The following is a 23,740-nucleotide window of genomic DNA, read 5'->3' as shown; positions in this document are numbered from 1 at the left end:
GTCAGGGCTCCCGCGGGGGCCGACACCGCGTCGGCGCGCCGTTCGCGCTATGCGCGCGAGGCGCCCACGCGGCCGCGCTCCGGGAGCACCCGCTCGGACATTCCGTAAATGGGGCTCACCTCCCTGAGTCGCGGTCATACTCGGCGTCGGCCACCCTACCGCACCGTCAGTCGGGAACGGTCGAACAATGTCCACCGGCCCCGCCGAACCCGCCTTGGCGCGCGCCGTGCCTCACGCTCGTTCATCCGAGCTATTCGATAGCTCCACTGACAGTACACAGCTTGTAGCGGACCGTGACGGCCACCCATAGTGACGCTATGACGAGACAATCCCGCGGAGCGTCACGGCTTCGCGCCCGAACGGCCCGCTTCATCAGCGCCGCGGCCACGCTGGGTTTGCTCGGCGCAGGCCTCGCCGCCCCGCTCGCCCCACTCGCCCAGGCCGTCACCCCCGCGCACCACCCCGCCGCGCCGCTGCCTGAGCGGGTCCGGGCCACCGGCACCCCCCTGCTCCAGGAGGCCTTCACCGGTGCCACCGCCGACTCGCGCTTCATCGCCGTCGGCTCCGCCTGCCTCACCGGCGCGGCCCCCGCCCAGCCCGGGCCGGGCGACCACCCGCTCGGCGGCTGCCCCGCCGCCGAGACCGGCCCGGTGCCGCCGCTGGACTCCGCGCCGCTCGGCTACCTGCGGATCACCGACTCCGGCAACGACCAGAGCGGCGCGGTGCTCTTCGACCAGGCCCTGCCCGCCGGCAACGGCCTGGACGTGACCTTCGACCAGTGGCAGTACGGCAGCACCACGCCGAACACCCCGGCCGACGGCATCTCGTTCTTCCTGGTGAACGGCGACGTCTCGCTCACCCACCCCGGCGCGTTCGGCGGCAGCCTCGGCTACGCCCAGAAGCTGCCCGACGACAACCCGAACCTCGGCTTCCTGCCCGGCGTCGACCGCGGCTACCTCGGCGTCGGGCTCGACGTGCTCGGCAACTACTTCGGCGACTGGGAGCAGCGCGGCAACGGCTGCTCCCAGCGCTCCCCCGCCGGTACGTCCTTCCGCGTGCCCGCGCCCGGCGCCAACATGGTCACTGTCCGCGGCCCCGGCGACGGCACCACCGGCTACTGCTTCCTCACCGCGACGACCAGCAACTTCACCACCAACGGCCCGTGGCCCTCCACCCTGCCCGGCAAGCTCCAGGGCCCGCTCACCACGCTGCCCGCCGGGGTGACCCCGGCCGAGGCCCAGACCCTGCTGGAGCCCTCGCGCCGCCGGGTGAACGTGCACCTGACGCCGGCGCCCTCCCCGGTGCTGACGGTCTCCGTCGACTTCAACGACGGCACCGGCTCGCACCAGGTGCTCCAGACCCCCGCACCGGAACCGGTGCCCTCGACCTACAAGTTCGGCTTCGCCGGCTCCACCGGCCTGTTCACCGACGTCCACCTGATCCGCAACGTGGTGATCTACACCGACCAGCCGCTGCCCGAGCTGAACCTGGTCAAGCAGCCGCACGAGCCGCTGCCCGGGCTGCTGACGGTGGGCACCCCGATCCCGTACGACTTCGTGGTCACCAACTCCGGGAACGTGCCGATCGCCAACCTGGCCGTCAACGACCCGAAGGTCGGGCCGGTCACCTGCCCGGTGAGCACCCTGGCACCCGGTGAGACGGTGACGTGTACGGCGACGTACCTGGTCACCGCCGCGGACGCCGCCCAGGGCCACGTGACCAACACCGCCCAGGCCACCGGAACCACCGACGTCGGCCCGGTCACCTCGCCGCCCGACACGGTCACCCTGCCGGTGGTGGCGCCACCGGGCATCACGCTGACCAAGCACGTCGACGCGCCCGAGCCGTTCCACGTCGGCGACACCGTGCCGTACAGCTACGTGGTCACCAACACCGGCGGCAGCCCGGTGACCGCGCTCTCGGTGACGGACGACAAGGCCACCGGGATCACCTGCGACTCCACCGTCCTGGCACCGGCCGGCAGCCCCGGGGACAGCACGGTCTGCCACGGCACCTACGTCGTGACGGCGGCCGACGCCCAGGACGGGAAGGTCCTCAACCACGCCACGGCCAACGGGACCTCGGACGGCCGGCCGGTCACCGCGGAGGCCCAGGCCACCGTCACGGTGATCGGCCCGTCCTCGATCTCCCTGACGAAGCAGGCCGGCACCCCCGGTCCGGCCCACACCGGGGACACCGTCACCTACACCTACACGGTGACCAACACCGGCACGACCACGCTGACCGACGTGAGCGTGGCCGACGACCACGTCCAGAACGTGACCTGCGACCGCACCACCCTGCTCGCGGGGCAGGCCGCCACCTGCCACGGCACCTACACCGTGACCGCCGCCGACGAGCAGCTCGGCCACGTCACCAACACGGCCCAGGCGGACAGCACCGGGCCGCTGGGCGAGCTGGTGCAGAGCCCGATCGCCCAGGTGACGCTGCCGGTGGCGGGCGTCCCGAAGCTCGACCTGACGAAGCGGGCCGACAGCGCCGGGCCGTTCCACGTCGGCGACACCGTCGCGTACACCTACACGGTGACCAACTCCGGGACGACGGTGATCGACGACCTGACCGTGGCCGACGACCACGTCTCGTCCGTGAGCTGCGACCGGACGACCCTGGAGCCCGGCCAGAACACCACCTGCCACGGGACGTACACCGTCACGGCGGCCGACGCCCAGGCCGGGCACATCACCAACACCGCCCACGCCAACGGCACCGACCCCCAGGGCCAACCCGTGCAGAGCCCACCGGCGCAGGCGACGGTCGACGTCGTCACCCCGGCGTCCGCTTTGGCCGTCGCCAAGCGGGCCGACAGCGCTGGTCCGTTCCACATCGGTGACACCGTGCACTACACCTACACGGTCACCAACACCGGCAACACCACCGTCAACAGCATCACCGTCAGCGACGACCACGTCGCGTCGGTGACCTGCGACCGGACGACCCTGGAGCCCGGCCAGAACACCACCTGCCACGGGACGTACACCGTGACGGCGGCCGACGCCCAAGCCGGGCACATCACCAACACGGCGCACGCCAACGGCACCGACCCCCAGGGCCAGCCCGTGCAGAGCCCGCCCGTCGAGGCCACCGTCGACGTCGTCACCCCGGTGTCCGCGCTCACCATCGCCAAGCAGGCCGACAGCGCGGGCCCGTTCCAGGTCGGTGACACGGTGCACTACACCTACACGGTGACCAACTCCGGGATGACGGTGATCAACAGCATCACCGTCAGCGACGACCACGTCTCGTCCGTCACCTGCGACCAGACCACCCTCACCTCCGGCCAGAACACCACCTGCCACGGGACGTACACCGTCACGGCGGCCGACGCCCAGGCCGGGCACGTCACCAACACCGCCCACGCCGACGGCACCGACCCCCAGGGCCAACCCGTGCAGAGCGCACCGGTCCAGGCCACGGTGACGGTCGGTACCGCCACCTCCTCGCTGGCCGTCACCAAGCGGTCCGACGCCGCCGGGCCGGTGTACCCGGGTGACACCGTCACCTACACGTACACCGTCACCAACACCGGGAGCACCACGCTGACCGGCCTCACCGTCGGCGACGACCGCGTCCGGCAGGTGACCTGCGAGCAGACCACCCTCGACCCGGGGCAGAGCACCACCTGCCACGGCACGTACACGGTGACGGAGGCGGACGCGCAGGCGGGCAGCGTCACCAACACCGCCCAGGCCTCCGCCCGCGACCCGCAGGGGCAGACCGTACAGAGCCCGCCGGTCGAGCTCTGCATCTCCGTCGCGCCCTGCCCGCCGAAGGGGCACGACCACAAGGGCGGCGGGGGCAAGGGCTGCCCGAGCCGTCCGGGCCACCATCCGATTCCGCCGCAGAAGGGCGGCCCCGGCGGCGAGCTGCCCTCAGCCGGGGCGCCGGTCGCCGTCGTCGGCCTGGCCGGGGGCGGGCTGGTGACCCTCGGTGGGGCGCTGTTCTACCGGGCCCGGCGGCGCGCGGCCGCCGGTCGGTTCGTGGCGTAGCAGCCCCGATCACCGCCTGATCCCCGCCGTCCACCGGTCGACGGACCGCCCTCGGTGCCTGCGGGCACCGAGGGCGGTTCCGTGTCCGGACCGGGGCTGCCACCCTGGTCGGACCGGGTTCAGGCGGGCTGCGGGGCCGGCGGCCTGGTGCGGTAGCCGCCGCCCCGGCCCGGGGGCACCAGGCAGGGCAGCAGCCAGTCCCAGAGGGCGCCGACCCGGCGGGCGCGCTCCCCGGCGGGGCAGCCGTCGGCGAACACCACCTCCAGGCCGCAGGCGGCGGCCACCACCAGGGTCTCCGGGCCGAGGCCGCCCGAGCGGTCGCGCAGCTCGCCCGCGCGGCGGGCGCCGGCCAGCAGGTCGCGGACGACGCCGGCCCAGACGCTGTGGAAGCCGCGGATGTCGGCGAAGGCCTGCTGCCCGGGGTCGGCCGCGGCGGGCCTGGCAGTCGCGGGTACGGGCGCAACCGTGGCGGGCGCAGCCGTGGTCGGCGCAACCTGCCAGCCGCCGTCCTCACGGCCCAGGCGGAAGGCCGCCCGGATCACCGGGTCCGTCCCGAGGGCCTCGACCAGCCAGTAGCCCGCGTCGATCAGCCCCTGGAGCGGGGACGACGCGGCGCGCAGCTCCGCGCAGGCCGACCGCAGCGAGCGTTCGGCCTGCGCGGACACCGCTCTGGCCAGCTCCTCCTTGGAGGCGAAGTGGAAGTACAGCGCCCCCTTCGTCACCCCGGCGGCCGCGGCGATCTCGCCGAGGGTGGCACCGGCGTAGCCGCGGCGGTCGAACAGTGCCGCCCCCGCCTCCACCAGCCGCCCGCGCGTCCGTTCCGACCTCTCCTGGACCACCCGTCCCACAACCCCTCACAACGACAAGCAGGTTCCGACCAGACCGCGGCCGCCCCACGACGGACGCCGCGGCCTCCGACGGCCGTCCGCGGCCGGTGTCGCCGATGCGACACCGACCGGGACGACCCGGCCCACGACCCGGACAACCGCCCGGTTCAGCCGGCCCGGCTGAACCGGGCCGCCGCCTCCGGCCCGGCGGCCGCACCGACGGCCACACCGGCGGGCTCGCGCTCCGCCGCACGCTCCGGCCCGCGCTCCGGCCCGCGCTCGGACACACGCTCGGGACCGGCGAGCAGGATGGAGCGCTGGAGCCGCCGCAGTCCGACCGAGGGCTCCATGCCCAACTCCCGTACCAGGGTGTTCCGCAGGCGCTGGTAGGCCTCCAACGCCTCGCCCCGGCGGCCGGAGCGGTGCAGCGCGATCATGTACTGGCCGTGCAGGCTCTCGTGGGTGCGGTAGCGGTCGACCAGGACGGTGAGTTCGGCGAGCAGCACCCGGTGCCGGCCGAGGCGCAGGTCGGCCTCGATCCGCTGGTCCAGCGCGCAGAGCCGGGTCTCCTCCAACCGCCGGGCCTCGACGGCGAGTTGGCCGCCGACCGGAACGTCCGCGAAGGCCGGCCCGCGCCACAGCGCGAGCGCCTCGCCGAGCAGCCGGGCCGCCCCCGGGTAGTCCTCGCCGTCCATCGCCCGGTAGCCGGTGCCGGCCAGGCGCTCGAACTCCCGGAGGTCCGTCAGTCCGCCGCCGCTGTTGAGCATGTAGCCGCCCGGCGAGGTCACCAGGACATCCTTGGCGCAGGACACCCCCCGCGCCGTACCGGCCGTCGCGAGCGCCCGGTCGATGAGGTCGCGCAGCTGGAGCACGTACGTCTGCACGGTGGTGCGTGCGCTGCGCGGCGGACGGCCGGACCACAGCTCGTCGGCCAGCACCCCGGCCGACACCACCTGGTCCGCCCGCAGCGCCAGCAGTCCCAGCACCTGCCGCGGCTTCGGCGCCGACGGCACCACCGATATCCCGCACACCCGGACGTCCAGCGCCCCGAGCACCCGAATTTCCACGATGACCACCCCAATCACACGGAACGCCGCAGCCTCCACGGCCACGGCCGGCACCCGGGTCGACACCCTGGGTCAACTGCTACCAGTGAAAAACAGGACGCGCGGTTTGTCAATACAAAACCGAACGTGCTGTTTGTTTTGCGCGGACGTTGCGGCCCGCCACCCTCGGCAGTGCCACCGCCGCGCCGCGTGACCGAGCCCGGGCAAAACAAAGGCGGCGCCGGACCCCCGTGGTCCCGTCGCCGCCGATTCGCCCGCCCCCGCCGCCCTCGCCCACCCGGATTCCCGCAGGTGGGTCGGGCGGTGAGCCGCTGTCAGCCCACCCCGACCTCCGTCTGCACCCCGACGCGCGCGGTGCCGCCCGCACCGTCCGGACCGCCGTCGAGGTCTCCGCCCTCCGAGTCGCCCTCCGGGTCGCCCTCCGCCGCCGCACGGGCCGCCGCGGCCTCGGCCACCACCTGGGCACCGCGGTTCGGCCCCATCTGCAGCGAGCCGAGCACGCCCGGCACCGCGATGCTCGGCATCAGGTGCTGGTACAGCGCGGACACCCGCAGCTCCAGGTCGGCCCGGCCGCAGAGCTTCTGGGACTGGATCTGCACCCCCGTCCACGCGGCGACGAGCAGCCACGCGGTGTCCGCCGGCACGACGTGCGGGAGCAGCTCGCCGCGCTCGCCGGCCGCGACCAGCAGCGCCTCGAACCGGCTGATCCAGCCGGGGATGGCGCCGCCGCCCAGATCGTCGAAGAGGTCCTGCCCGAGCGACAGCCGGGCACCCGCGCTGAGCAGCGGGTCGCGCGGCATCAGGTACGCCACCACCATCCCGGTGTCCACGAACTCCTGGAGCTTGCAGCTCCGTTCGGGAACTCCGTCCTGGACGAACTGCTCCTCCACCACGCCCTGCGCCAGATCGCGCTTCGAGGCGAAATGGAAATACACCGCACCGCGCGTCACACCGGCCCGGGAGACCACCTCGCCGATGGTCGCGCCCTCGTACCCGAACTCGTCGAAGACCGAGGCCGCCGCCTCCAGGATCAGCCGACGTGTCCGGAGCGCCCGTTCCTGCCGTACCACCGAAACCACCCCGCCCTGAGCTCCCGGAAAACAAAACCAAACACCCCGTATCTTAGCTTCGCCCCACCCACGACCGACAAGACGATGCCGAGGAATCCCGCCAACCACTCCCCCTCCCCACACCCCGTCAGGCCCCACCGCCCCGTGGGTGACCGCACGCCTCGGCCGCCCCGGTGGATCGGCCTCCGGCGCACCGCCTCCGGCGCCCGAAAAACCGAACGAACGGTTTCTTCCAGGCGTTCGCCTCCGTACCAACATTCGCTCCCATCCGTACGTGACCTCCGAGCCGGGCCGGTCGTTGCACCGGATCTGCGGGATTCCTCGACGGAAGCGGGTGCGGATGGGCCTCGGGCTGGGCGTGGTGGTACTGACGATGGGCGACCGGCCCCGGGAGCTGGGCGCGCTCCTCGACTCGGTGGCCGCCCAGGAGGGCGAGGCCGCCCGGGTCGTGGTGATCGGGCAGGGCGTGCGGCTGCCGCCGCTCCCGGACTGGGTCGACGCGGTGGAACTGCCGGAGAACCTCGGCATCCCCGGCGGCCGCAACCTCGGCGCCCGGCGGCTGCGCGAACTCGGCGGCGTGGACGTGGTGGTGAACCTGGACGACGACGGCCTGCTCCCCCGCACCGACACCTTCCGGCTGGTCCGGGAGGCCTTCGAGCGGGAGCGGCTCCTCGGCGTCGTCGGCTTCCGGGTCGCCGACGGGACGGGGCACACCCAGCGCCGCCACGTCCCACGCCCGGGCTCCTCCGGCGCCCTGCGCTCCGGCAAGGTGACCACCTTCCTGGGCGGCGGCCACGCGATCCGGATGAGCGCCATCGACCGGGTCGGCGGCTTCCCCTCGCGGTTCTTCTACGCCCACGAGGAGACGGACTTCGCCTGGCGCGTCCTCGACGCCGGCTGGTCGATCCGCTACCGGGCCGACCTCCTGCTCCAACACCCCCGGACCGAGCCCGCCCGACACGCCGCCTACTACCGGCTGACGGCCCGCAACCGCGTCTGGCCGGCCAAACGTCGCCTGCCCGCCGTCCTGGTCCCGCCGTACCTCGCCTCCTGGTCGGTGTACACCCTCTCCCGCCGCCCACCCGCGGCCGGACTGCGCGCCTGGTACTCCGGCTTCCTGGAGGGCGTCCGCACCCCGTGCCCACCCCGCCGCCCGATGCGCTGGGCCACGGTCTGGCGGATGACCCGACTGGGGCGTCCCCCGGTGTTCTGACACCCGGGCGCGGGGGCCACCCCGGCCGCACCTGGGCGCCGGTGAGGACACGTGAGAAGTCGAACCGGCCGACTTCTCGTGCAACACCCTCACGACACCCGGTCGCCACAGCCTCAACCGCCGGCTTTGACGGCCTGGCAGGAGGCTTCGCCTGCCACCGTCCGGCCGCTCGGCTACCAGTGCCGATCGCGCCATTCCGCCTCGGGGATGCGACCCTCAGAGACATCACAACAGCGTTCTGCCCAGGACTGGGCGACCAGCACCGGCCGGCTCAGTACGACGTCTCCGGCGCGCTGGGCGCGAAGGACGACTCCCAGCGCCTCCGAGCCCGGATCCCCGTACTGGCCGTATCGCAGGTCGTAGCCGCGGGTGGCCGTGTACTCGACGAAGTCTGCTTCGAGTTCGGACGGCACGCGGCCGACCAGCGACAGTGCGTCCAGTGTGATCTGCGGACCGCGTAGCGCGTTGACGACTATGCAGACCAGGCGTTCGGCGTCGTAGTAGACCGTGAGGACCGAATTGTTCGAGGAGTGCGGGAGGAAGAAGTCGTCGCTCAGCACCTGGCCGTAGTGACTCGCGCTCCCCGCGGGGGGCTCCAGGAAGCCGTCGAGCGCCTCCACCACGTCCTCGTACACCATGCCGAACCGCAGCGGGCCTACACCCACGAGCGGATCCAGACTCCACTGAATCCGGTCGCACTCCGCGACGACCGTCCTGGCGGCAAGCACTCTCCACGCTCCCATCATCGGACCGCCGCTCACCGTACGCGGGGCCTCAGCCCGGACCTGACCACACCTGAGAAGTCGGACCGGCCGACTTCTCGTGCCAACACCATCAGAACGCCCCGTGCCCGCACGCTCAGCCGGCGGGGCCGTCGAGGGGCCAGGTGGCGCGGTCGTGGACGTGGTCGTAGGCGGGGACTTCGGCGGCCAGGACGTCGAAGTGGAGCAGCGGGGCCCACAGGGCGCGGTCGCCGATGACGTAGAGGCGGCGTTTGGCGCGGCTGGCGGCGACGTTCAGGAGGTGCGGGGTGCCGGCGGCCCAGTTGCGGGCGCCGGGGCGGCCCGCGCCGAGGAGCAGGATCACGACGTCGGCCTCCTTGCCCTGGGCCTTGTGGACGGTGGCGCAGCGCTCGTCGAGCAGTTCGGCCGTCCAGCCGGGGAGCGTGCGGCAGGTTTCGCGGGCCTCGGCGACGAGGGCGCGGAAGGGGGCGATGATCCGCAGGCGTTCGACGGTGACACCATGGTGGTCGAGGCGGCCCAGGAGGAAGGTGAGGGCGCGGCGGTCGCGTTCGCCCCAGGGGGCGTCGGCGGGGCGGTCGGGGTCGGGGGTGTCGAGCCAGCGGCTGGGGAGGAGGCCGTCGTGGTCGGGGTCGGGGAAGGGCTGGGGGTGGGTGCCGTGGACCATGAGGCCGCCGTACGCGACCTCGTTGCTGACGGTGAACATGGGCTCCTCGCAGCGGCGGTGGACGCGCAGCGGTGAGCCGACCCAGACGGTGTCCTCCTCCGCGCCGGTGGGCGCGGGCAGGTAGGTGCCGTAGCGGTTGACGCGGTCGGCGACAGCCTGGGCGGAGGTCGCCGAGGGCAGCCATTCCTCGTCGACGCCGTACGCGAGCAGGAGTCGGCGCTGCAGGGCGGTCGGCATGGTGACGACGGGTTCGAGCTGGAGCGGGTCGCCGACGAGGACGGCGCGGCGGGCCCGCCAGAGGGCGCCGACGGCGGCCTGCGGGGTGGCCTGGCCGGCCTCGTCGACGAGGATCCAGCCGATGGAGCCCTGGCCGAGGCGGGCGAACATGCTGCCGATGGAGGAGAAGGTGGTGGAGACGACGGGGACGAGGAGGAAGAGGGTCTGCCAGGCGTGCAGGACCTGCTCCTCGGGGACGGGCCCGCTGTTGCCGGCCATGAGCTCCACCAGGACCTGGAGGTTGCCGCGGATCCGCTTCGCGGTGTTGGCGACGAGGGCGCGGTGCAGGTCGAGGGCGCGCAGGAACAGGTCGCTGCGGGCGGTGCTCCAGGCCTCGTCGGCCCAGGGGGCGCCGAGTTCCTGCTCGTGGTCGGGGAGCCGCGGCCAGTCGAGGGGCAGGGACGGGAGGTCGGCGGCGGCCGCGCGCAGAGCCTGGTGGGCGGCGCCGAGTTCGGCGGTGGCGTCCTCCAGTTCGCGCCGGGCGGCCCACGCCTCCTGCCGGGCCCGCTCGGCGTCCGTACGGGCCGTGGACTCCGCGGCTCGGGCGGCGGCCTCCTGGACGCGGGCGCGGCCGGCGGCCGCCTCGGCCTCCATGACGGCCAAGGTGGAGCGGGTGTCCAGGTCGGCCGCGGCGTCCTCCGCCTGGGCGCAGCGGGCGATGTGGGCGTGGGCGGCCTCCAACACGGTGCGCTGCTGGACGAGTTGGGCGAGGAGTTCGCCCCGGCTCTGTTCGCGGTGCTGCTCGGCGGCCTCGCGTTCGGCGCCGCTCCGGAGCAGTCGGCGCAGCCCGGCGCGCAGGCCCGGCTGGGCGCCGGGCGGCTCGTCGTGCAGGGCCGTCAGCACGTCGACCTGCCGGCGGTGCCCGTCGGCGTGTTCGCGGGCGGCGGCCAGCGCGGCCCGGGCGTCGGCGAGGGCCTCGCGGGCCCGGGGGACGTGCTCGATCGCGGTCCGGTGGGCGGCCTCGGCTCCACGGGTGGCGGTGCGGGCCGCCTCGACGGCCGTGCCGGCGGCGGCCTGGCGGGCCTCGGCGGCCGCCGCGCGGTCGTCGGTGCGGGCGATGGCGGCGCGCAGGGCGTGGAGGCGGTGCTGGGCCTCGCCCGAGGCCGTCTCCGCCAGGGTGGCGGCGAGGCGGACGCGTTCGGCGCGCAGGCGCTCGACCTCGGCCTGGGCAGTCTTGAAGGCGGCGACGGCCTCGGGCCAGGAGGGGACGGGCTGGGCGGGCGCGGCGGGTGTGGCGGGGACGGTGGGTGCGGCGGCGGGTGCGGCGGCGGGTGCGGTCGTGGCCTCGGCCGTACCGGTGCCCGGGGCCGCGCGGCGGTCGCTCGGGGTGCGGGCCGGTCTGGGCACGCTGGGCGGGACCCAGTCACCGAGGACGGCGTTCATGCCGCGCAGCGGCGGGAGCCCGGCGGCGGCGCGGGCGGCGGTCTCGTCCTCGGGCAGCCGGCCCCACCAGAAGCGCTCGGTGAACCTCGTCCGGTTGGACTTGTTGCCGAGCACGGCGGCGACCAGCCCCCAGGCGGGGGCGCCGCCGAGCAGGGCGGAGGCCAGGTCGGAGAAGTGGTCGGGGCCGTCGTGCCAGTGCTCGTCCAGGGCGTCGGCGCCGGGCAGTTCGGCGGTGATGTTCTCCACGGCGCCGTTGTTCGAGGAGGTCACCACGATCTCGCGGCCGGTGAGCCGCGGGTCGAGGGCGGAGACGAAGCGCGCGTGGACGCCCTGGCGGTCCTTGCCCCGCCAGGGGCGGCCGACGAGCGCCTCCTCGGGCCGCCGGTAGCCGGCCATCACGGCGGCGCGTTCGACCACGAGGGCGGCGACGAGGTCGCGCAGCATGGTGGTCTTGCCGGTGCCGGGCGGGCCGTTGACGGAGAACAGGCCGCCGGCGTCGGCGTCCGCGGTGGTGCGGGCGGCGAGCATGCGGTCGACCGCGAACTGCTGGCTGAGCGCGAGCGGGTACCGCGCCTTGGCGGGCCAGCGCCCGGCGGGGACGAGGGCCGGGTGGACGCCGTCGAGGACGGTGAGCCGGTCCTCGCGCAGATCGGTGCGGGCGCCGACCGGGATGTCCCGGCGGCCGGTCAGGTAGGCCTCCAGGGCTGGGCCGAGGCCGGCGTCGAGCGCGGCGCGGACCCGGGCCAGGTCGGGCGGCAGCAGGCTGTTGAGGAACGGCTGCGCGGCGACGGGCTTGGCCTTCGGGTCGCGCGGGCGGTGGACCAGCCGGCTGCGGACCCGGATCACCCGCGGGTCCAGGTGCTCCTCGACGCCGCAGAGGTGGGCGATCTGGGCGGTCAGGGCGACCAGGTCGGCGAGCCCGACCGGGCGCGGGCCGGTGTCCTGCGCCACGCCGTCGGCGGGCGGCTCCGGCGGCACGGGCGCGGGCTCCCCCACCGCGCTCTCCTCGTCCGGACGGCGGGCCGCCGACCAGTCCGCGACGCGCCGCACCAGCGGCTCCGTCGCCCCGCGCACCGCCGCCCCGGCGACCTCGCCGAACAGCGCACCGACCGCCGCCACCGCCGCGCCGCCCAGGATCTCCGCGATCAGCTGCCGCCAGCCGCGGACGGCCTCCTCCCCCACGGTCAACGGGTTCGGCAGCGGCGAGGGCCCCGGCGCGTACGGAATCGGCGTGGCGGTCAGCCGCCCCACCGCGACCTCGAACGCCTCCCCCAGCTCCTCGAACCCGTCCAGCCACCCGGCCACCGACGGCCCCGGGTCGAACAGCCGACCCGCCGCCCAGCCGCACGCGGAGACCACCGAGGTGTCCTCGACCGGCCGCCCGTGCTCGTCCAGGACCAGCGCGAACATCGCGCTCCGCCCCGACAGCACCAGCTCCTCGTCCGGCACCCCCGGGTCCGGGTCGGTCCCCTCCGGCAGCACGGCGATCATCGCCTGGCGCAGCAGCTCCAGGTCGTACACCCCGCCGTACACCTCGTGCCGCCACACCATCCCCCGCGGCGCCAGCCGCGCCGCCGTCTCCGGGTGCTCCGGCGCCCACGGCAACAGCACCGCCGCCTGCCCGGCCACCGGCGTCACATCGACCACGACCGCGTCCGACGCCCGAGGCCGGCCAGCCCGACGCTTCCGCGGCACCTCCGGAATCGGCGGCGGACTGAACAACTCAACGGCCCGCCAGCACTCCAGCAGACCCCCCACACGCCCGTCCCCGCTCCGCACCCGTCGCCCCCCTGCGTCGAACCCACGGCACCCGGCCACTTCGTGTGCCGATCAACCGGGCGCAGAATCTACCGGACGCCGGGCGGGTAGGCCGAGTCCCAGCGCACGCGCACGCCTCCCCACGCCGCACGGCACGCTGCCCCGTGGCACTCCGGCACAGGCGTCAACAGTGGATCGAGGTCTAGGCTCACGGGAGTTGACGTTCCTCGGCTTCGGGAGGATGCCCCATGGCAGCCGTGCACGTGACCGTCTGGGATGACCGCGACCGGGTCGGCGGAGGCCGGGCCCCGACAGCTTCGGAGGCCCCGGCGGCCCCGACGGCCGTCCCCGCCCTCTTCGTCCACAACATCTTCACCTGGGGCACCGACCCCGCGTACGGGTTCGCCGGGCAGCGGCCCCTCGCGGACAGCCGGCGGCTCCTCCTGATGGACCGCCGGGGCTACGGCGACAGCCCGGACACCGCGCGCAGCGACTTCGACGTCGACGCCCAGGACATCGAGGGGCTTCTCGGCGACGGGGCCTCCGCCGCGGGGTTCGGCGGCGCCCACCTCGTGGGGCACGGCAACGGCGCCGTCGCCGCGCTCATCGCCGCCGCGCGCCGACCCGACCTCGTCCGCTCCCTCGCCCTCGTCCAGCCCTCCGCCTTCACCGCCGCCGCGCACCACCCGGTCGTCGCCGAACTCCTCGACCGGGTGCGCGACGGCGCCCCGGGCATCCCGGACGACGTCACGCCGGAGCAGTACCTGCGGGCGTCCACCGAGGGGCTGGGGATGGCCATGCCCGAGCCCACGCCGCGCCGACTCCGTGCCGTCGCCACCTCCATGGGGGAACGGCCCGTCTGGGAGGCGCGGATCCCCCTGGAGCCGATCCGGCGCGCCGCCCTGCCGGTCCTGGTGATCTGCGGAACCTGGGAGCACGCGCCGGCCGCGTACCGCGAGCACGTGGGGCTCCCCCTCATGGCCGTGGCCGAGTCCCTCACGGACTCCCTCGACGGCCGCCTCCTGCGGGTGCCCGGCTACTACCCGCACACCCAGGAGCCCGCCGCCGTCAACGCCGCCCTGCGGGAGTTCTGGGGCTGATCCTGTTCCGCGAGGGGAGCCGTCACGCAGCTACCGGGTCATCGGTCAACCGGTGTGCTCCCTCACGGAGATGGCCGGCCCGGCACCGGCCGCGGGATGGTCCCGCAGCCGGCGCCGGGCGGTGGCACGCGGAGCACGCGTACCGAGGGCGGGTGCTCAGGCGGAGACGCCGCAGTACTGCTGCTGCTTGCCGATCGCGCGGTAGACGCAGTCGGCCGTCTCCACCAGGCGCAGGACCGCTTCGCGGTTGCGGGCGGTCTCGCGGCCGATGACCTCGTCGGGCGGGTAGAAGCCGCTGCTGCCGTTCGGGCCGGGGTACATCTCGAAGGTGTAGGCGAAGACCCGCTGGGCGCCCCACAGCCAGTCGTCGATCGCGCCGTCGGTGATGTAGAGCTCGCTGGACTGCTCCGGCGTGTAGCCGTTGGTGCCGGCCATGTCCCGGCCGATGGCGGCGAAGGTGTTGTACTCGTCGGCGGTCATGCCGGGGACGGTCTCGGCGGTGGTCCAGCCGAACGGCCAGAGCACCAGTTCGCTGTAGGTGTGGAAGTCGATGGCGGCGGTGATCTGCTGCTTGCCGCCGACGACCCGGCTGCGGACGAAGTCGGCGACCACCTTGGTCTCCTTGGCGGACTCCGGGGCGCTGCCCCGGTAGGTCTCGTTGGAGGTGGAGCCGGAGGAGCCGCCGCAGCAGCCCCACTTGTAGTTCCAGTTGCGGTTGAGGTCGGTGCCGACGCTGTTGCTGCCGGAGTTCGGCTGGCGGTCCTTGCGCCAGCTGCGGTAGCGGCCGGTGGCGATGTCGTACTCGCCGCCGTCCGGGTTGAGGTCGGGGATCACCCAGATCTCGCGGCTGTTGACGGCGTTGGCGATGCGGCTGTCGGTGGCGTACTTGTCGCCGAACTCGTGCAGCAGGTAGAGCGCCATCTCGACGGTGAGGTGCTCGCGGGCGTGCTGGTGGGCGGTGAACAGCACCTCGGGCTCGTCCTCGTCGGTGCCGACGTTGTCGCTGATCTTCACCGCGACGATCGGCCGGCCCTCGTAGGAGGTGCCGATGACGCGCTTGCTCATGATGTCCGGGTGCGCGGCGACGACGGCGTCGATGTCGGCGGTGGCCTCGGCGTAGTTGTGGTAGCCGGAGTCGGCCGGCGGGAAGTCGTACTCCGGCCCGGCCAGGCCCGCGCCGCCTCCGTCGCCTTCGTCGCCGTAGCGGGGACCGGGCAGCGCGACGGGCGACCAGCCGAGCGTCCGCAGCCGGGCGGCCTCGGCGGGGGTGGCGGTGACCACCACCGCGTCGGGCAGGACGGCGTCGACGGAGGCACCGGTGGCGGCGACGGCGGTGCGCTCGGCGACGGTGCGGGGGCCGTCGAGCCGGTACTGCCGAACGCCGTCGTTGTCGGCGGAACCGACGGTGAACGGGGCGGGGGTGCCGGTGTCGGCGGCACTGGCGGTGAGCGGGGTGGCGAGGGCGAGGGCCAGCAGGACGGCGGTGGCCGCGGCGGGCTTCCCTCGGCGGGGCAGTCGCATGACTGTCCTCCTGTGGGGGTCCGTGTGGGGCGGAACGGTGGAGGAGGTTCGGCGCGCGCCAGCTTGATGGTCCGCCAGTGTCATGGGTTCGTCAAGACATCGGAAAGCCCGCGATCCGGCGACGGCCGGCACGGGCGAACCAGAAGGCCCGACGGACCCCACAGGTCGCCAACCCGCACCGGCGCCGCCGGCCGCTCGCGTCCAGGAGGAGGTCGTCAAACGCTTACCGATGGACCTGACGCCGTCCCTCCTGCCCCACGGGTGAACAACCGGAGAGCGAGCACTGGCTCGGGACACGGATCGCCCAGCGGGAGGCTTCGGGCGGCGGCGGCCCGGGGATCGTGGTGAGAATCCGGTCGGGGGCGACCGCCAGGCTGGGCCCCCGCACATCCGACACCTCGCCAGGAGGACCGATCATGCGAAGAATCCTGCTCACTGCCGCGGCCACGGCGCTGGCCGCCGTCACGGGTCTGGCGGCCGCTCCGGCCGGCGCCGCGACCGTCCCGCCCGCCTCCGCCGCTTCCTCTGCCGCTTCCTCCGACGCGCCCGGGGCCGTCGCCGGTCAGGGCGGGTGGGAGGCGTGGCCCACGCCGGCGTCCGACCTCCCGGCCGGCTCCCGCTGCGACTTCCCCGTGCACCTGGAGCCCGTCGTCGACGAGGGGCAGCGGCGGGTGCTGGAGTACGCCCCCGACGGCACCACCGTGCGGCGCGCCGCCTTCCGGGGCGCCCTCGTCCTGCGGATCACCAACACGACGACCGGCGCCTCGTACGTCGCGGACGCCGGCGGCCGGGCCGTCGTCGACTACCGCGCCGACAGGTCCCAGACCTGGCACGCCCACGGCCCGGTCCTGCTCGGCGTCGGCCCGAACGGCGGCAACCTGCCCCGCGACCTCTACCTCGTCGACGGCGTCTACACCATCGACATCGGCTCCACCGGCTACAAGACGCTGACCCTCAGGCACGGCTCCGCCGAACCGCTCTGCGCGAAGCTCGCCTGACAGCCGCTGGAGCATCCCGCCACTCCTGCGGCTGCCCCGTCCGGCGCAGCGTGGCGCGCGCCGCGGGCGGGGGGCTGCGATCTTCGGAGGGCACCCGGTCGCCGCCCGACGGCCGGGTCCCGTCGTCCCGAGACCGTGGAGGCCCGGATGTGGCAGGCTCCTCCCGCCCCCGTCAGCCGTGAGTGGCTCCCGGTGCTGGACATGCCAGCGCCCGCCCCGCAGAACCGCTGGACGGTGCTGCTGCGCGCGCTGCTGCTGATCCCCCAGTTCGTGGTGGTGTGGGTGCTGTCGGTGGTGGCGTTCTTCGTCACCGTCGTCGGCTGGTTCGGCGCGCTGGTGCTCGGCCGGCTGCCCGACTTCGTGGCGGACTACCTCACCGTGTTCGTCCCGTACGACACCCGCGTCACCGCGTACCTGATGCTCACCGTGGACCGCTATCCGCCGTTCCGGTTCGAGGTGCCCGAGTACCCGGTGCAGGTCGAGCTGCGGCCGGGCGAGCTGAACCGGCTGGCCGTGCTGTTCCGAATCATCCTGGTCATCCCGGCCTCGATCGTGCAGGGCCTGGTGTACGCGGGGTGGTGGACGGTGTCGTTCGTCCTCTGGCTGGTGGTGCTGGTCCTCGGCCGGATGCCGCGGCCGCTGTACGAGGCGACGGCCGCGATCCTGCGCTACCGGGTGCGCTACACCGCCTATCTGACGATGATCTCGTCCGCCTACCCCAAGCGCCTGTTCGGCGACGAGCCGGGCAGCGAGCCGGCGGGCCCGGTCTCGGCCACCCGCCCGCTGGTCCTGGGCGGTGCCGCGCGCGGCCTGCTCGTCCTCTTCCTGCTCCTCGGGCTGGCCTCCTCGCTGACGGGATCGATCACCGCCTCGGTGACCTCGGACGACGACGACAGCGACGACAACGACAGCACCGCCCCGACCCAGCGCGTCACCGCGCCCCTCGTGCCGGGTCCCGCCGACCGTGCTCCCCGGGGGCCGCTCGGCGAGGCGTAGCGGGTAGCGGGTGACGGGTGACGGGTGACGGGTAGCGGGTCGCGGGCACGCCCGATCCGGGGGCGCGTACGCACCGGCGCACCGCTGCCGCGTACGCGCCGTCTGATCGAGAAAGCAAGGTTACCGGCGGTATGTGCGCGGCTACGTTTGGCATATGACGCACTCTCGAGTCCGCCGACTCCTCGTCCGTACCGCCGGGGCCCTCGTGCTCCTGGTCGCTCCCCTCGGGGCGCAGGCCGCCGCCGCGCCCAGCCAGGCCGGGGACCAGAGAGCCATCATCACCTCCCTGAGCGACGGCGACCGCGACGTGCTGCAGCAGGCGGTGGACGCCCAGCTCGCCGCGGGCAAGGGCGGCCGACAGACCGCCGCCAACGAGATCACCTTCCCGGACGGAGCGGTGCTGGTGCTCCCACTGCCCGGACAGGCGCAGGCGCCGCCGTGGAGCGGCGACCACCGCCGCCGCACCGTCCGGAGCCCGGACTGGAAGCACTGCCCCACCCCGGTCAGCGAGCCGTCCTACTACTGCTTCTACGCCGACCGGAACTGGGGCGGCCGCCGGCTCCAGTTCAACCTCTTCCACGAGGACGCCGCCGTGTACTTCACCGACTACGGGTTCCGCGACCAGGCGAGCAGCTGGGTGAACACGGCGCGCGGTCTGGAGGTGATCGTGGACAACGACCCGGGCGACGGCCAGTGGCTGATGCTCTGGAAGGAGCCGGCGGAGTCGCTGTCCGCGTCGGTCGCGTACGACAACATGGCCGACCGGTTCTGGGCGGTCCGGCAGTAGCGGCCGTCCTCGCCTCCGGACACCGGCCGCCCACTACCGGCTACCGGCTACCTGCCGAGGCAGCCGAGGCCGGGGGCGAGACCGCGCCGGTGGCGACCGGCTCCGGCGTGACCGTGATGTAGGTCGGCGCCGGAGCGGTCTGCCGGGAGTCCGCCGCGAACCAGCCGGCACCGAACGCGACGATGCCGAGCAGGAGGCCCGCGAGGACCAGCGTGACGATGTGCTGTTTCATGGCCCAAGGGTAGGGGCGGAGCGTCCAACTTCCTTGCAAACACGGCCCGCTGGGCACGGTAGGCGTCAATCGGCGTTGACGCTGCGGCGGCCGCCGCCCCGCTCGGCTGGACCCGTCCGCGGACCGTCGCCGCCGACTGGGAGAATCTCCGCATGACCTCCCCGCTCCACCCCGTCCGCGTCCTCCGGGTCCTCGGCGACCGCCCGTTCGCCGAGGTCGGCCGCCCCGTCCTCGCCGTGCCCGACGAGGCGCGCGGCCTGCTCGCCGTCGCGGGCGAGCGCGCGTTCGCCCGGACCGCGACGGTGGGGGTGTACGGCACGGGGGACCTCGGCTGCCGGGCCGTGCTCCGGACGCGTTTCCCGGTGCACGCGCTGGCCTTCCACCCCACCGCGCCCCTGCTCGCCGTCGGCACCGGCGCGTACGACGGCGGCTACTTCTTCGAGGGCGAGCTGCTGCTCCTCGACTGGGAGACGGGCACGACCACCTCGCTCATCGAGCACGACTTCGGCCGCAGGGTCCTCGGACTGGCCTGGCTCGACGACCAGGCCCTGCGCGTGCTGATGTCACCGCCGGACGACTGGAAGGACCGGAAAGCGCACGTCGAAGGCCACGTCGCCGTCGTACGTCGGCCCGACTGGCGCACCGCCGCGCCCCGTTCGCTCACCTTCGACGACCTGGCCGGCCCGCGGGTCCCGGCCCCGCGGGCCGACGGACGCGAGGAGGCCCACCGGGCGCTCTCCGCCCTGAGCCCGGACTGGGAGCCCCGGCGGCACGTCCTCGCCGTCGAGGAACGACCGGACGGCGCGGTCCTGGCCACCCTCGCCCGCGAGGAGGACGACGAGGAGGGCGACCAGGACGACGCCCCGGAGCAGCCCGGGGGCACCACGCTCCCCGACGGCCTGCTGCTCCGGCACCGCACCGTCCCGTACCTCGACGTGCACGACCGCCTGCGGATCCGGCGCGGGAGCCGGGACTACGTCAACCAGGCCCCGCCGCCGGGCCGTCGGGAGACGGAGCCGTACGTGCTCTCGGTGCGCTCCCCCGACGGGGCGGACCTCCAACCCCTGTTCCCGTTCTCCTGGGAGCCCGGGGAGACGCACTTCCCCGGCCCGGGCGTGGAGACCGCCGACGGCGACCTGGTGTACGCCGGCACCGTCTACAGCGGCCACGGGCTGCAGCCCGGCGGCTCCTTCGTCGTCCGCCGCTCGGGCACCGACGGCACGCCGCGCTGGGTGTTCCGGACCGACCACGTCGCCCTCGACCTCGACACCGACCCGGACACCGCCCACGTCGCCTACCGCGACGGCGAGCTCCTGGCCCTCGACCTCCGCACCGGCGCCCTCCGCCGGCGCCACCGGCTGACCGTCGCCGGTGTCCCCGTCGTCCCGACCGCGCTCACCGCCGCCGGGGCCGGCCGCCTGCTCGTCGGCACGGCCGACGGCCGGGTCCTGGAGTGCACGACCGGTTGGCCCTCCGGGCCCGGGGCGGCGGACCGGGAGGGCACCGTCTGAGCTTTCCTCCGGCATCGGCGAACTCCCCTTGTATAAAGGGACGGAGGGGACCGAGGAGGTCGCAGCATGCACTCGAGCGAACAGCCGCAGAAGGCCGGGCCGCCTCATCGCGACGCGGGCCCGGCCCGGCGCCCCGGCACCGGAGCACGCTCCGAAGGGGACACGCCCGCGCGGGGCGCCGCGGCCCTGCAGCGCACCGTCGGCAACGCGGCGACGGCGCGCATGATCGCGGAGCAGCGGGACGGCACCGGCCGGGACGACCGCCGGGCGGCCGTGGGACTCCAGCGCGCACCGGGCGACCAGGCCGCCCCGCGCCGGCCCCGGGTGCAGCTGGACCAGAACAACGTGCTGAGGATCTGCGAGGCCGCCACGCCCGACGGGCAGGCCGCCTCCGGCGGACGGGCGGCCGACCTGCGGACCATCGTGTGGGAGGACCACTGGGCCGCCATCTCCGAGGTGTGCCGGAAGCACAAGTACACCATCGCCGTGCGGGAGACCGGGGAGCACTCGATCCGGCGCATCGCGGAGGGCGCCAAGCCCAAGCCGCACACCATCCTGGAGAAGTCCATCAAGCCCTCCTCCGTCCGCAAGAAGTACGGCGCCGGGCCCGGGCAGGCCGAGGGCGACCCGGCGACGGTGCTGCGCTGGCTGCAGGCCCAGGACCTGAGCGGCTTCGTCGGCCACTGGAACGACCAGGGCCTGGCCGGCATCCGGATCGACCGCCCGCCCCGGTCCGTCCTGGACCTGGGCATCGTGCAGACCGGCCCCGGGGGCGAGCAGTACGTGCCGATCGACCTGCGGACACAGGACGGCGGCCCGGCGCTGACCCGGCTGAAGGCCGATCCGCACTGGAAGCGCTACCTCTACACCGGGGACTACGACCTGCACGAGGTGTACTCCGCGCAGGGCGGCACGGGCGGCGGCCAGATCCCGGAGGCCACCCCCGAGAAGGCCAAGCTGCTGGACCGGCTCAACGCCGGGATCGCCGGGACGGCCCAGGAGGGCGAGGTGGTGCGCAGCGGCAAGGTGGCCATGGAGCACGGCCGGCTGCACATGGCGGGCGGCTCGGAGTACGCCATGTTCCAGCACGGCGACCAGGCCACCTACCGGATGAACCAGTACCTGGAGGCGCTGGAGGGCGAGGTGGCCCGGCACGCGGCGCAGCTGGTGCGGGCGGTGGCCACGGAGGCCGACGAGCCGCTGGCCTGGTGCCGCATGGGGCAGTGGTACGTGACCAGGAACCGCGAGGAGCACGCCGTCCTGCGCGCCCGCTGGAAGCTGGCCGTGCCGCACACCTGGGGCGCCGACGAGGTGGACCGCACCGCCCGCGGCGGCTACCGCACGGCCGGCTACATCGACTGACCGCGGAGCGGGCCGCACCGGCCTTGCCGCCGTACCGGCCGTACCGGGGCCGCGTCCCGTGCGGCGGCCCCGGCGGCCGGGTGGCCTGTCCTGACGGTCGGTCGTGCGGCTGTCAGGCGGGGTGTCAGCTGTCGGAACCGCCTCCCGTCCCGTGGCCGTCGGCGAGTTCGGCGGCGTAGCGGTCGGCGGCCTCCGCGAGCTGGTGGGTCATCCGGTCCACCTGGCTGCCGAGGTGGCCGGAGACGATGCGGTGGGCGCCGTCGAGGTCCCCGCCGAGCAGCTCGCCGGTGATCACCAGGGTGTTGTCCGGGAGCATGCGGCGTCCGGACATCCGCCGCTGGACCTCGTCCATGCCGACGTCCGCCAGCGTCTGCCGCAGCTCCTCGGTCAGCGGGGCGAGCCAGCGGGCGCGCAGCGCGTACTCGCCGTGGTCGGCGAAGGTCGGGTGGAGCCGGGCGAGGAGCTGCGCGGGGTAATCCTCGCCGTGGTCGGCGAACTGCGGGTAGTCCTTGGCGAATTCGTCCCAGTCGACGTCGAGTCCGGTGATCTGCTCCGGGAAGACCGGCCAGTACAGGCAGTTCGGGTCGGACTGGGTGAAGACCTCCCGGAGCAGCTCGTACGGGACCTCGGCGGTGCGCGAGAGCAGGACCGCGTCGTACAGGTCCTTGCCCTGCGGGTGGATGTCCGAGACGAGCCAGAGGATCTTCCAGGCGAGGGAGAGCTCGGGCGTGGCGCCGAGCAGCGGGCCGGTGACGCCGGGGAGCAGGTAGGGCTGCGGCGGGACGGGCAGGTGCTCGGTGAAGACGAAGTCGAGCTGGACCGACCCGCCCGGAACGCCCGGGGCCGTCCACGGCAGGACGAGCCGGCGCCCGGGCACCCGGTCGTAGGTCCAGATCTCGTCGCTGACCGCCTGGTCGGCGTGCACCCGCACGGTGCCCGAGAGCCGTTCGGCGCCGGCGGCGAGCTCCCGGAACATCCGGCCAGTGCGCTCGTCGGCCAGCTCCCAGTCCGTCGGGCGGACCACGAAGTCGAGGTCGCCCGGCTCCCGTGCCTGCTCGCCGTACCAGGCGCGCAGCAGGACGCTGCCGCGCAGCACCAGGTGGTCGGCCCACGGCGAGTCGGCGACGGCGGAGAGCACGGTGGCCAGCGCCTCGCGCCGTGCGGCGAGCCAGCGTTCGGCGAGCCGCGGGTCGGCGAAGGCCGGCTCGCTGGGCCGGAGGGCCCGGGCGTACCCGGCGAGGGCGGGGTCGAAGACCGGCTGCTGGCTGACCGCCTCGTCGTCGACCGGCCGGATGGTCCTGGGCAGGTCCCGGTCCTCACGGACGTCCTCCGACGGCGGCCGCTTGGGCAGCACCACGCCCTGCCACGGTCCCCAGTTCAGGTTCTCCCACGCCACCGGCGACGGGGACTTGCCCTCGGTCATCCCTGCTCTCCTTCTCCGTCTCCGTACGGCCGGGCGCCGTGCCCGTGCTCGCTGATCCATCCCGCGTCCAGGTCCTCGTGGCTGTCCACGACGACGAACTCGCGCTCCACGGACACCACCTCGCGGCCGTCGGCGGCGAGGTCCCGCAGCAGCGCCTCCAGCCGGCGGCCCGCGGTGTCCAGGCCCACCGAGCGGCACCGCTGGGTCACGAACCACTCGTACCGGCCGTCCGCGCGCACCCGGCGCGGATTGCGCGACAGGTGCGCACCGTGCCGGACGGCCAGCTCGGTGAGGGTGGCGAGGCGCGCGTCGTCCGCCTCGGGCACCGGGCCCGGGAGCAGCAGCTTGACGTGGTGTTCGAAGTACCGGCCGGCTCCGTGCGGCACGGCGTCCTCGTCCGAGGCCGGGACGCCGTGTGCCCACGGCGCTGCCTCGATCTTCGCCCGCAGGACGGTGAACCCGGCTCGGGCCAGCCCCTCGGCCGTCCGGGACGTCACCGCGGCGACCTCCGCCAGCGTGCCGTCGGCGCGCAGGGTGAGCATCGGCTGCGAGGGCGCCGCACCGCGGGCCAGCAGGATGTGGGAGAACTTCACGTCGTGGCCCCGCGCCCACGCGGCCAGCGCCTCGGCGGCTCCGGGCTCCACGGTCAGGTGGACCTCGAAGTCGCCCCGGACGTCGGGAGGCGCGGGCCGGTCGTCACGGCGCTGGTCGGAACGGGTCAGGAGCATGGGGAGCATCCTGCCAAGCCGCTCTGACAACGCCGCGGGCGCCCCGGTGCCGCCGCGGCCCTCCTCCGCCGGGA

General features: G+C 74.4%; 17 protein-coding genes. 8 read left to right on the top strand and 9 right to left on the bottom strand.

Annotated elements, in window-relative coordinates; all coding sequences use genetic code 11:
- The first annotated feature begins 317 nt into the window (after positions 1-317).
- Positions 318-4,007: a hypothetical protein gene (locus ACFY4B_RS22610; protein ID WP_387970276.1), complete on the top strand. Its 3,690-nt coding sequence runs from the start codon at positions 318-320 to the stop codon at positions 4,005-4,007.
- 119 nt (positions 4,008-4,126) lie between these two features.
- Here ACFY4B_RS22610 and ACFY4B_RS22605 read toward each other — a convergent pair whose 3' ends face one another.
- From ACFY4B_RS22605 to ACFY4B_RS22595, 3 genes are all read right to left on the bottom strand, one after another.
- The gene (locus ACFY4B_RS22605; protein ID WP_117486142.1) at positions 4,127-4,846 is read right to left on the bottom strand and encodes a ScbR family autoregulator-binding transcription factor; all 720 of its coding nucleotides are present in this window, start codon (positions 4,844-4,846) and stop codon (positions 4,127-4,129) included.
- Positions 4,847-5,001: 155 nt separating this feature from the next.
- Complete coding sequence (locus ACFY4B_RS22600) at positions 5,002-5,901, bottom strand: BTAD domain-containing putative transcriptional regulator (RefSeq protein ID WP_387970273.1); 900 nt, start codon at positions 5,899-5,901, stop codon at positions 5,002-5,004.
- Positions 5,902-6,215: 314 nt separating this feature from the next.
- Entirely contained in the window at positions 6,216-6,971 is a 756-nt protein-coding gene (locus tag ACFY4B_RS22595) for a ScbR family autoregulator-binding transcription factor (RefSeq protein WP_387970270.1), read from the bottom strand.
- A gap of 340 nt (positions 6,972-7,311) precedes the next feature.
- On the opposite strand from ACFY4B_RS22595, the gene ACFY4B_RS22590 reads away from it, so the two are divergent.
- Positions 7,312-8,184 carry a glycosyltransferase family 2 protein gene (locus ACFY4B_RS22590; RefSeq protein WP_387970346.1) on the top strand — a complete coding sequence of 291 codons (873 nt, stop codon included), beginning with the start codon at positions 7,312-7,314 and terminating at the stop codon, positions 8,182-8,184.
- Between the two features lie 173 nt (positions 8,185-8,357).
- Here ACFY4B_RS22590 and ACFY4B_RS22585 read toward each other — a convergent pair whose 3' ends face one another.
- A complete protein-coding gene (locus tag ACFY4B_RS22585; RefSeq protein WP_234348626.1) occupies positions 8,358-8,849 on the bottom strand; it encodes a hypothetical protein in 492 nt (163 codons plus the stop codon).
- 193 nt (positions 8,850-9,042) lie between these two features.
- Positions 9,043-12,897: an AAA domain-containing protein gene (locus ACFY4B_RS22580; protein ID WP_387970266.1), complete on the bottom strand. Its 3,855-nt coding sequence runs from the start codon at positions 12,895-12,897 to the stop codon at positions 9,043-9,045.
- 359 nt (positions 12,898-13,256) lie between these two features.
- On the opposite strand from ACFY4B_RS22580, the gene ACFY4B_RS22575 reads away from it, so the two are divergent.
- On the top strand, positions 13,257-14,108 hold the full coding sequence (locus tag ACFY4B_RS22575; RefSeq protein WP_387970263.1) for an alpha/beta fold hydrolase: 852 nt from the start codon (positions 13,257-13,259) through the stop codon (positions 14,106-14,108).
- Positions 14,109-14,264: 156 nt separating this feature from the next.
- On the opposite strand, the gene ACFY4B_RS22570 is transcribed toward ACFY4B_RS22575, so the two are convergent.
- Complete coding sequence (locus tag ACFY4B_RS22570) at positions 14,265-15,629, bottom strand: M14 family metallopeptidase (RefSeq protein WP_387970260.1); 1,365 nt, start codon at positions 15,627-15,629, stop codon at positions 14,265-14,267.
- Positions 15,630-16,045: 416 nt separating this feature from the next.
- Between ACFY4B_RS22570 and ACFY4B_RS22565 the strand changes: the two genes are divergently transcribed.
- The 3 genes from ACFY4B_RS22565 (at position 16,046) to ACFY4B_RS22555 (ending at position 18,410) form a co-directional block, all read left to right on the top strand.
- Positions 16,046-16,627 (top strand): hypothetical protein, encoded by a 582-nt coding sequence (locus ACFY4B_RS22565; RefSeq protein ID WP_387970257.1) that lies wholly within the window; start codon positions 16,046-16,048, stop codon positions 16,625-16,627.
- Between the two features lie 201 nt (positions 16,628-16,828).
- Complete coding sequence (locus ACFY4B_RS22560; RefSeq protein WP_234348433.1) at positions 16,829-17,623, top strand: DUF4389 domain-containing protein; 795 nt, start codon at positions 16,829-16,831, stop codon at positions 17,621-17,623.
- Between the two features lie 154 nt (positions 17,624-17,777).
- Positions 17,778-18,410 (top strand): peptidase inhibitor family I36 protein, encoded by a 633-nt coding sequence (locus ACFY4B_RS22555; RefSeq protein ID WP_107086477.1) that lies wholly within the window; start codon positions 17,778-17,780, stop codon positions 18,408-18,410.
- Between the two features lie 40 nt (positions 18,411-18,450).
- Here the strand turns inward: ACFY4B_RS22555 and ACFY4B_RS22550 are convergent, their stop codons facing one another.
- Positions 18,451-18,642 (bottom strand): hypothetical protein, encoded by a 192-nt coding sequence (locus tag ACFY4B_RS22550; protein ID WP_049652898.1) that lies wholly within the window; start codon positions 18,640-18,642, stop codon positions 18,451-18,453.
- A 152-nt stretch (positions 18,643-18,794) separates the two neighbouring features.
- On the opposite strand from ACFY4B_RS22550, the gene ACFY4B_RS22545 reads away from it, so the two are divergent.
- Together ACFY4B_RS22545 and ACFY4B_RS22540 are read left to right on the top strand one after the other, a co-directional pair.
- Positions 18,795-20,153 carry a hypothetical protein gene (locus ACFY4B_RS22545; protein WP_117486149.1) on the top strand — a complete coding sequence of 453 codons (1,359 nt, stop codon included), beginning with the start codon at positions 18,795-18,797 and terminating at the stop codon, positions 20,151-20,153.
- 66 nt (positions 20,154-20,219) lie between these two features.
- Positions 20,220-21,515 carry a hypothetical protein gene (locus ACFY4B_RS22540; RefSeq protein WP_375876802.1) on the top strand — a complete coding sequence of 432 codons (1,296 nt, stop codon included), beginning with the start codon at positions 20,220-20,222 and terminating at the stop codon, positions 21,513-21,515.
- 124 nt (positions 21,516-21,639) lie between these two features.
- Here the strand turns inward: ACFY4B_RS22540 and ACFY4B_RS22535 are convergent, their stop codons facing one another.
- Both ACFY4B_RS22535 and ACFY4B_RS22530 read right to left on the bottom strand, forming a co-directional pair.
- A complete protein-coding gene (locus ACFY4B_RS22535) occupies positions 21,640-22,938 on the bottom strand; it encodes a nucleotidyl transferase AbiEii/AbiGii toxin family protein (RefSeq protein WP_387970252.1) in 1,299 nt (432 codons plus the stop codon).
- Complete coding sequence (locus ACFY4B_RS22530) at positions 22,935-23,666, bottom strand: hypothetical protein (protein WP_387970249.1); 732 nt, start codon at positions 23,664-23,666, stop codon at positions 22,935-22,937. Before ACFY4B_RS22530 ends, ACFY4B_RS22535 begins: the two co-directional genes overlap by 4 nt.
- Positions 23,667-23,740 lie beyond the last annotated feature (74 nt).

It is taken from the genome of Kitasatospora sp. NPDC001261 (genome assembly GCF_042896795.1).
Lineage (GTDB): Bacteria > Actinomycetota > Actinomycetes > Streptomycetales > Streptomycetaceae > Kitasatospora.
The sequence above is the reverse complement of the archived record's forward strand: the minus strand, read 5'-3'. Positions and strand labels throughout refer to the sequence as shown.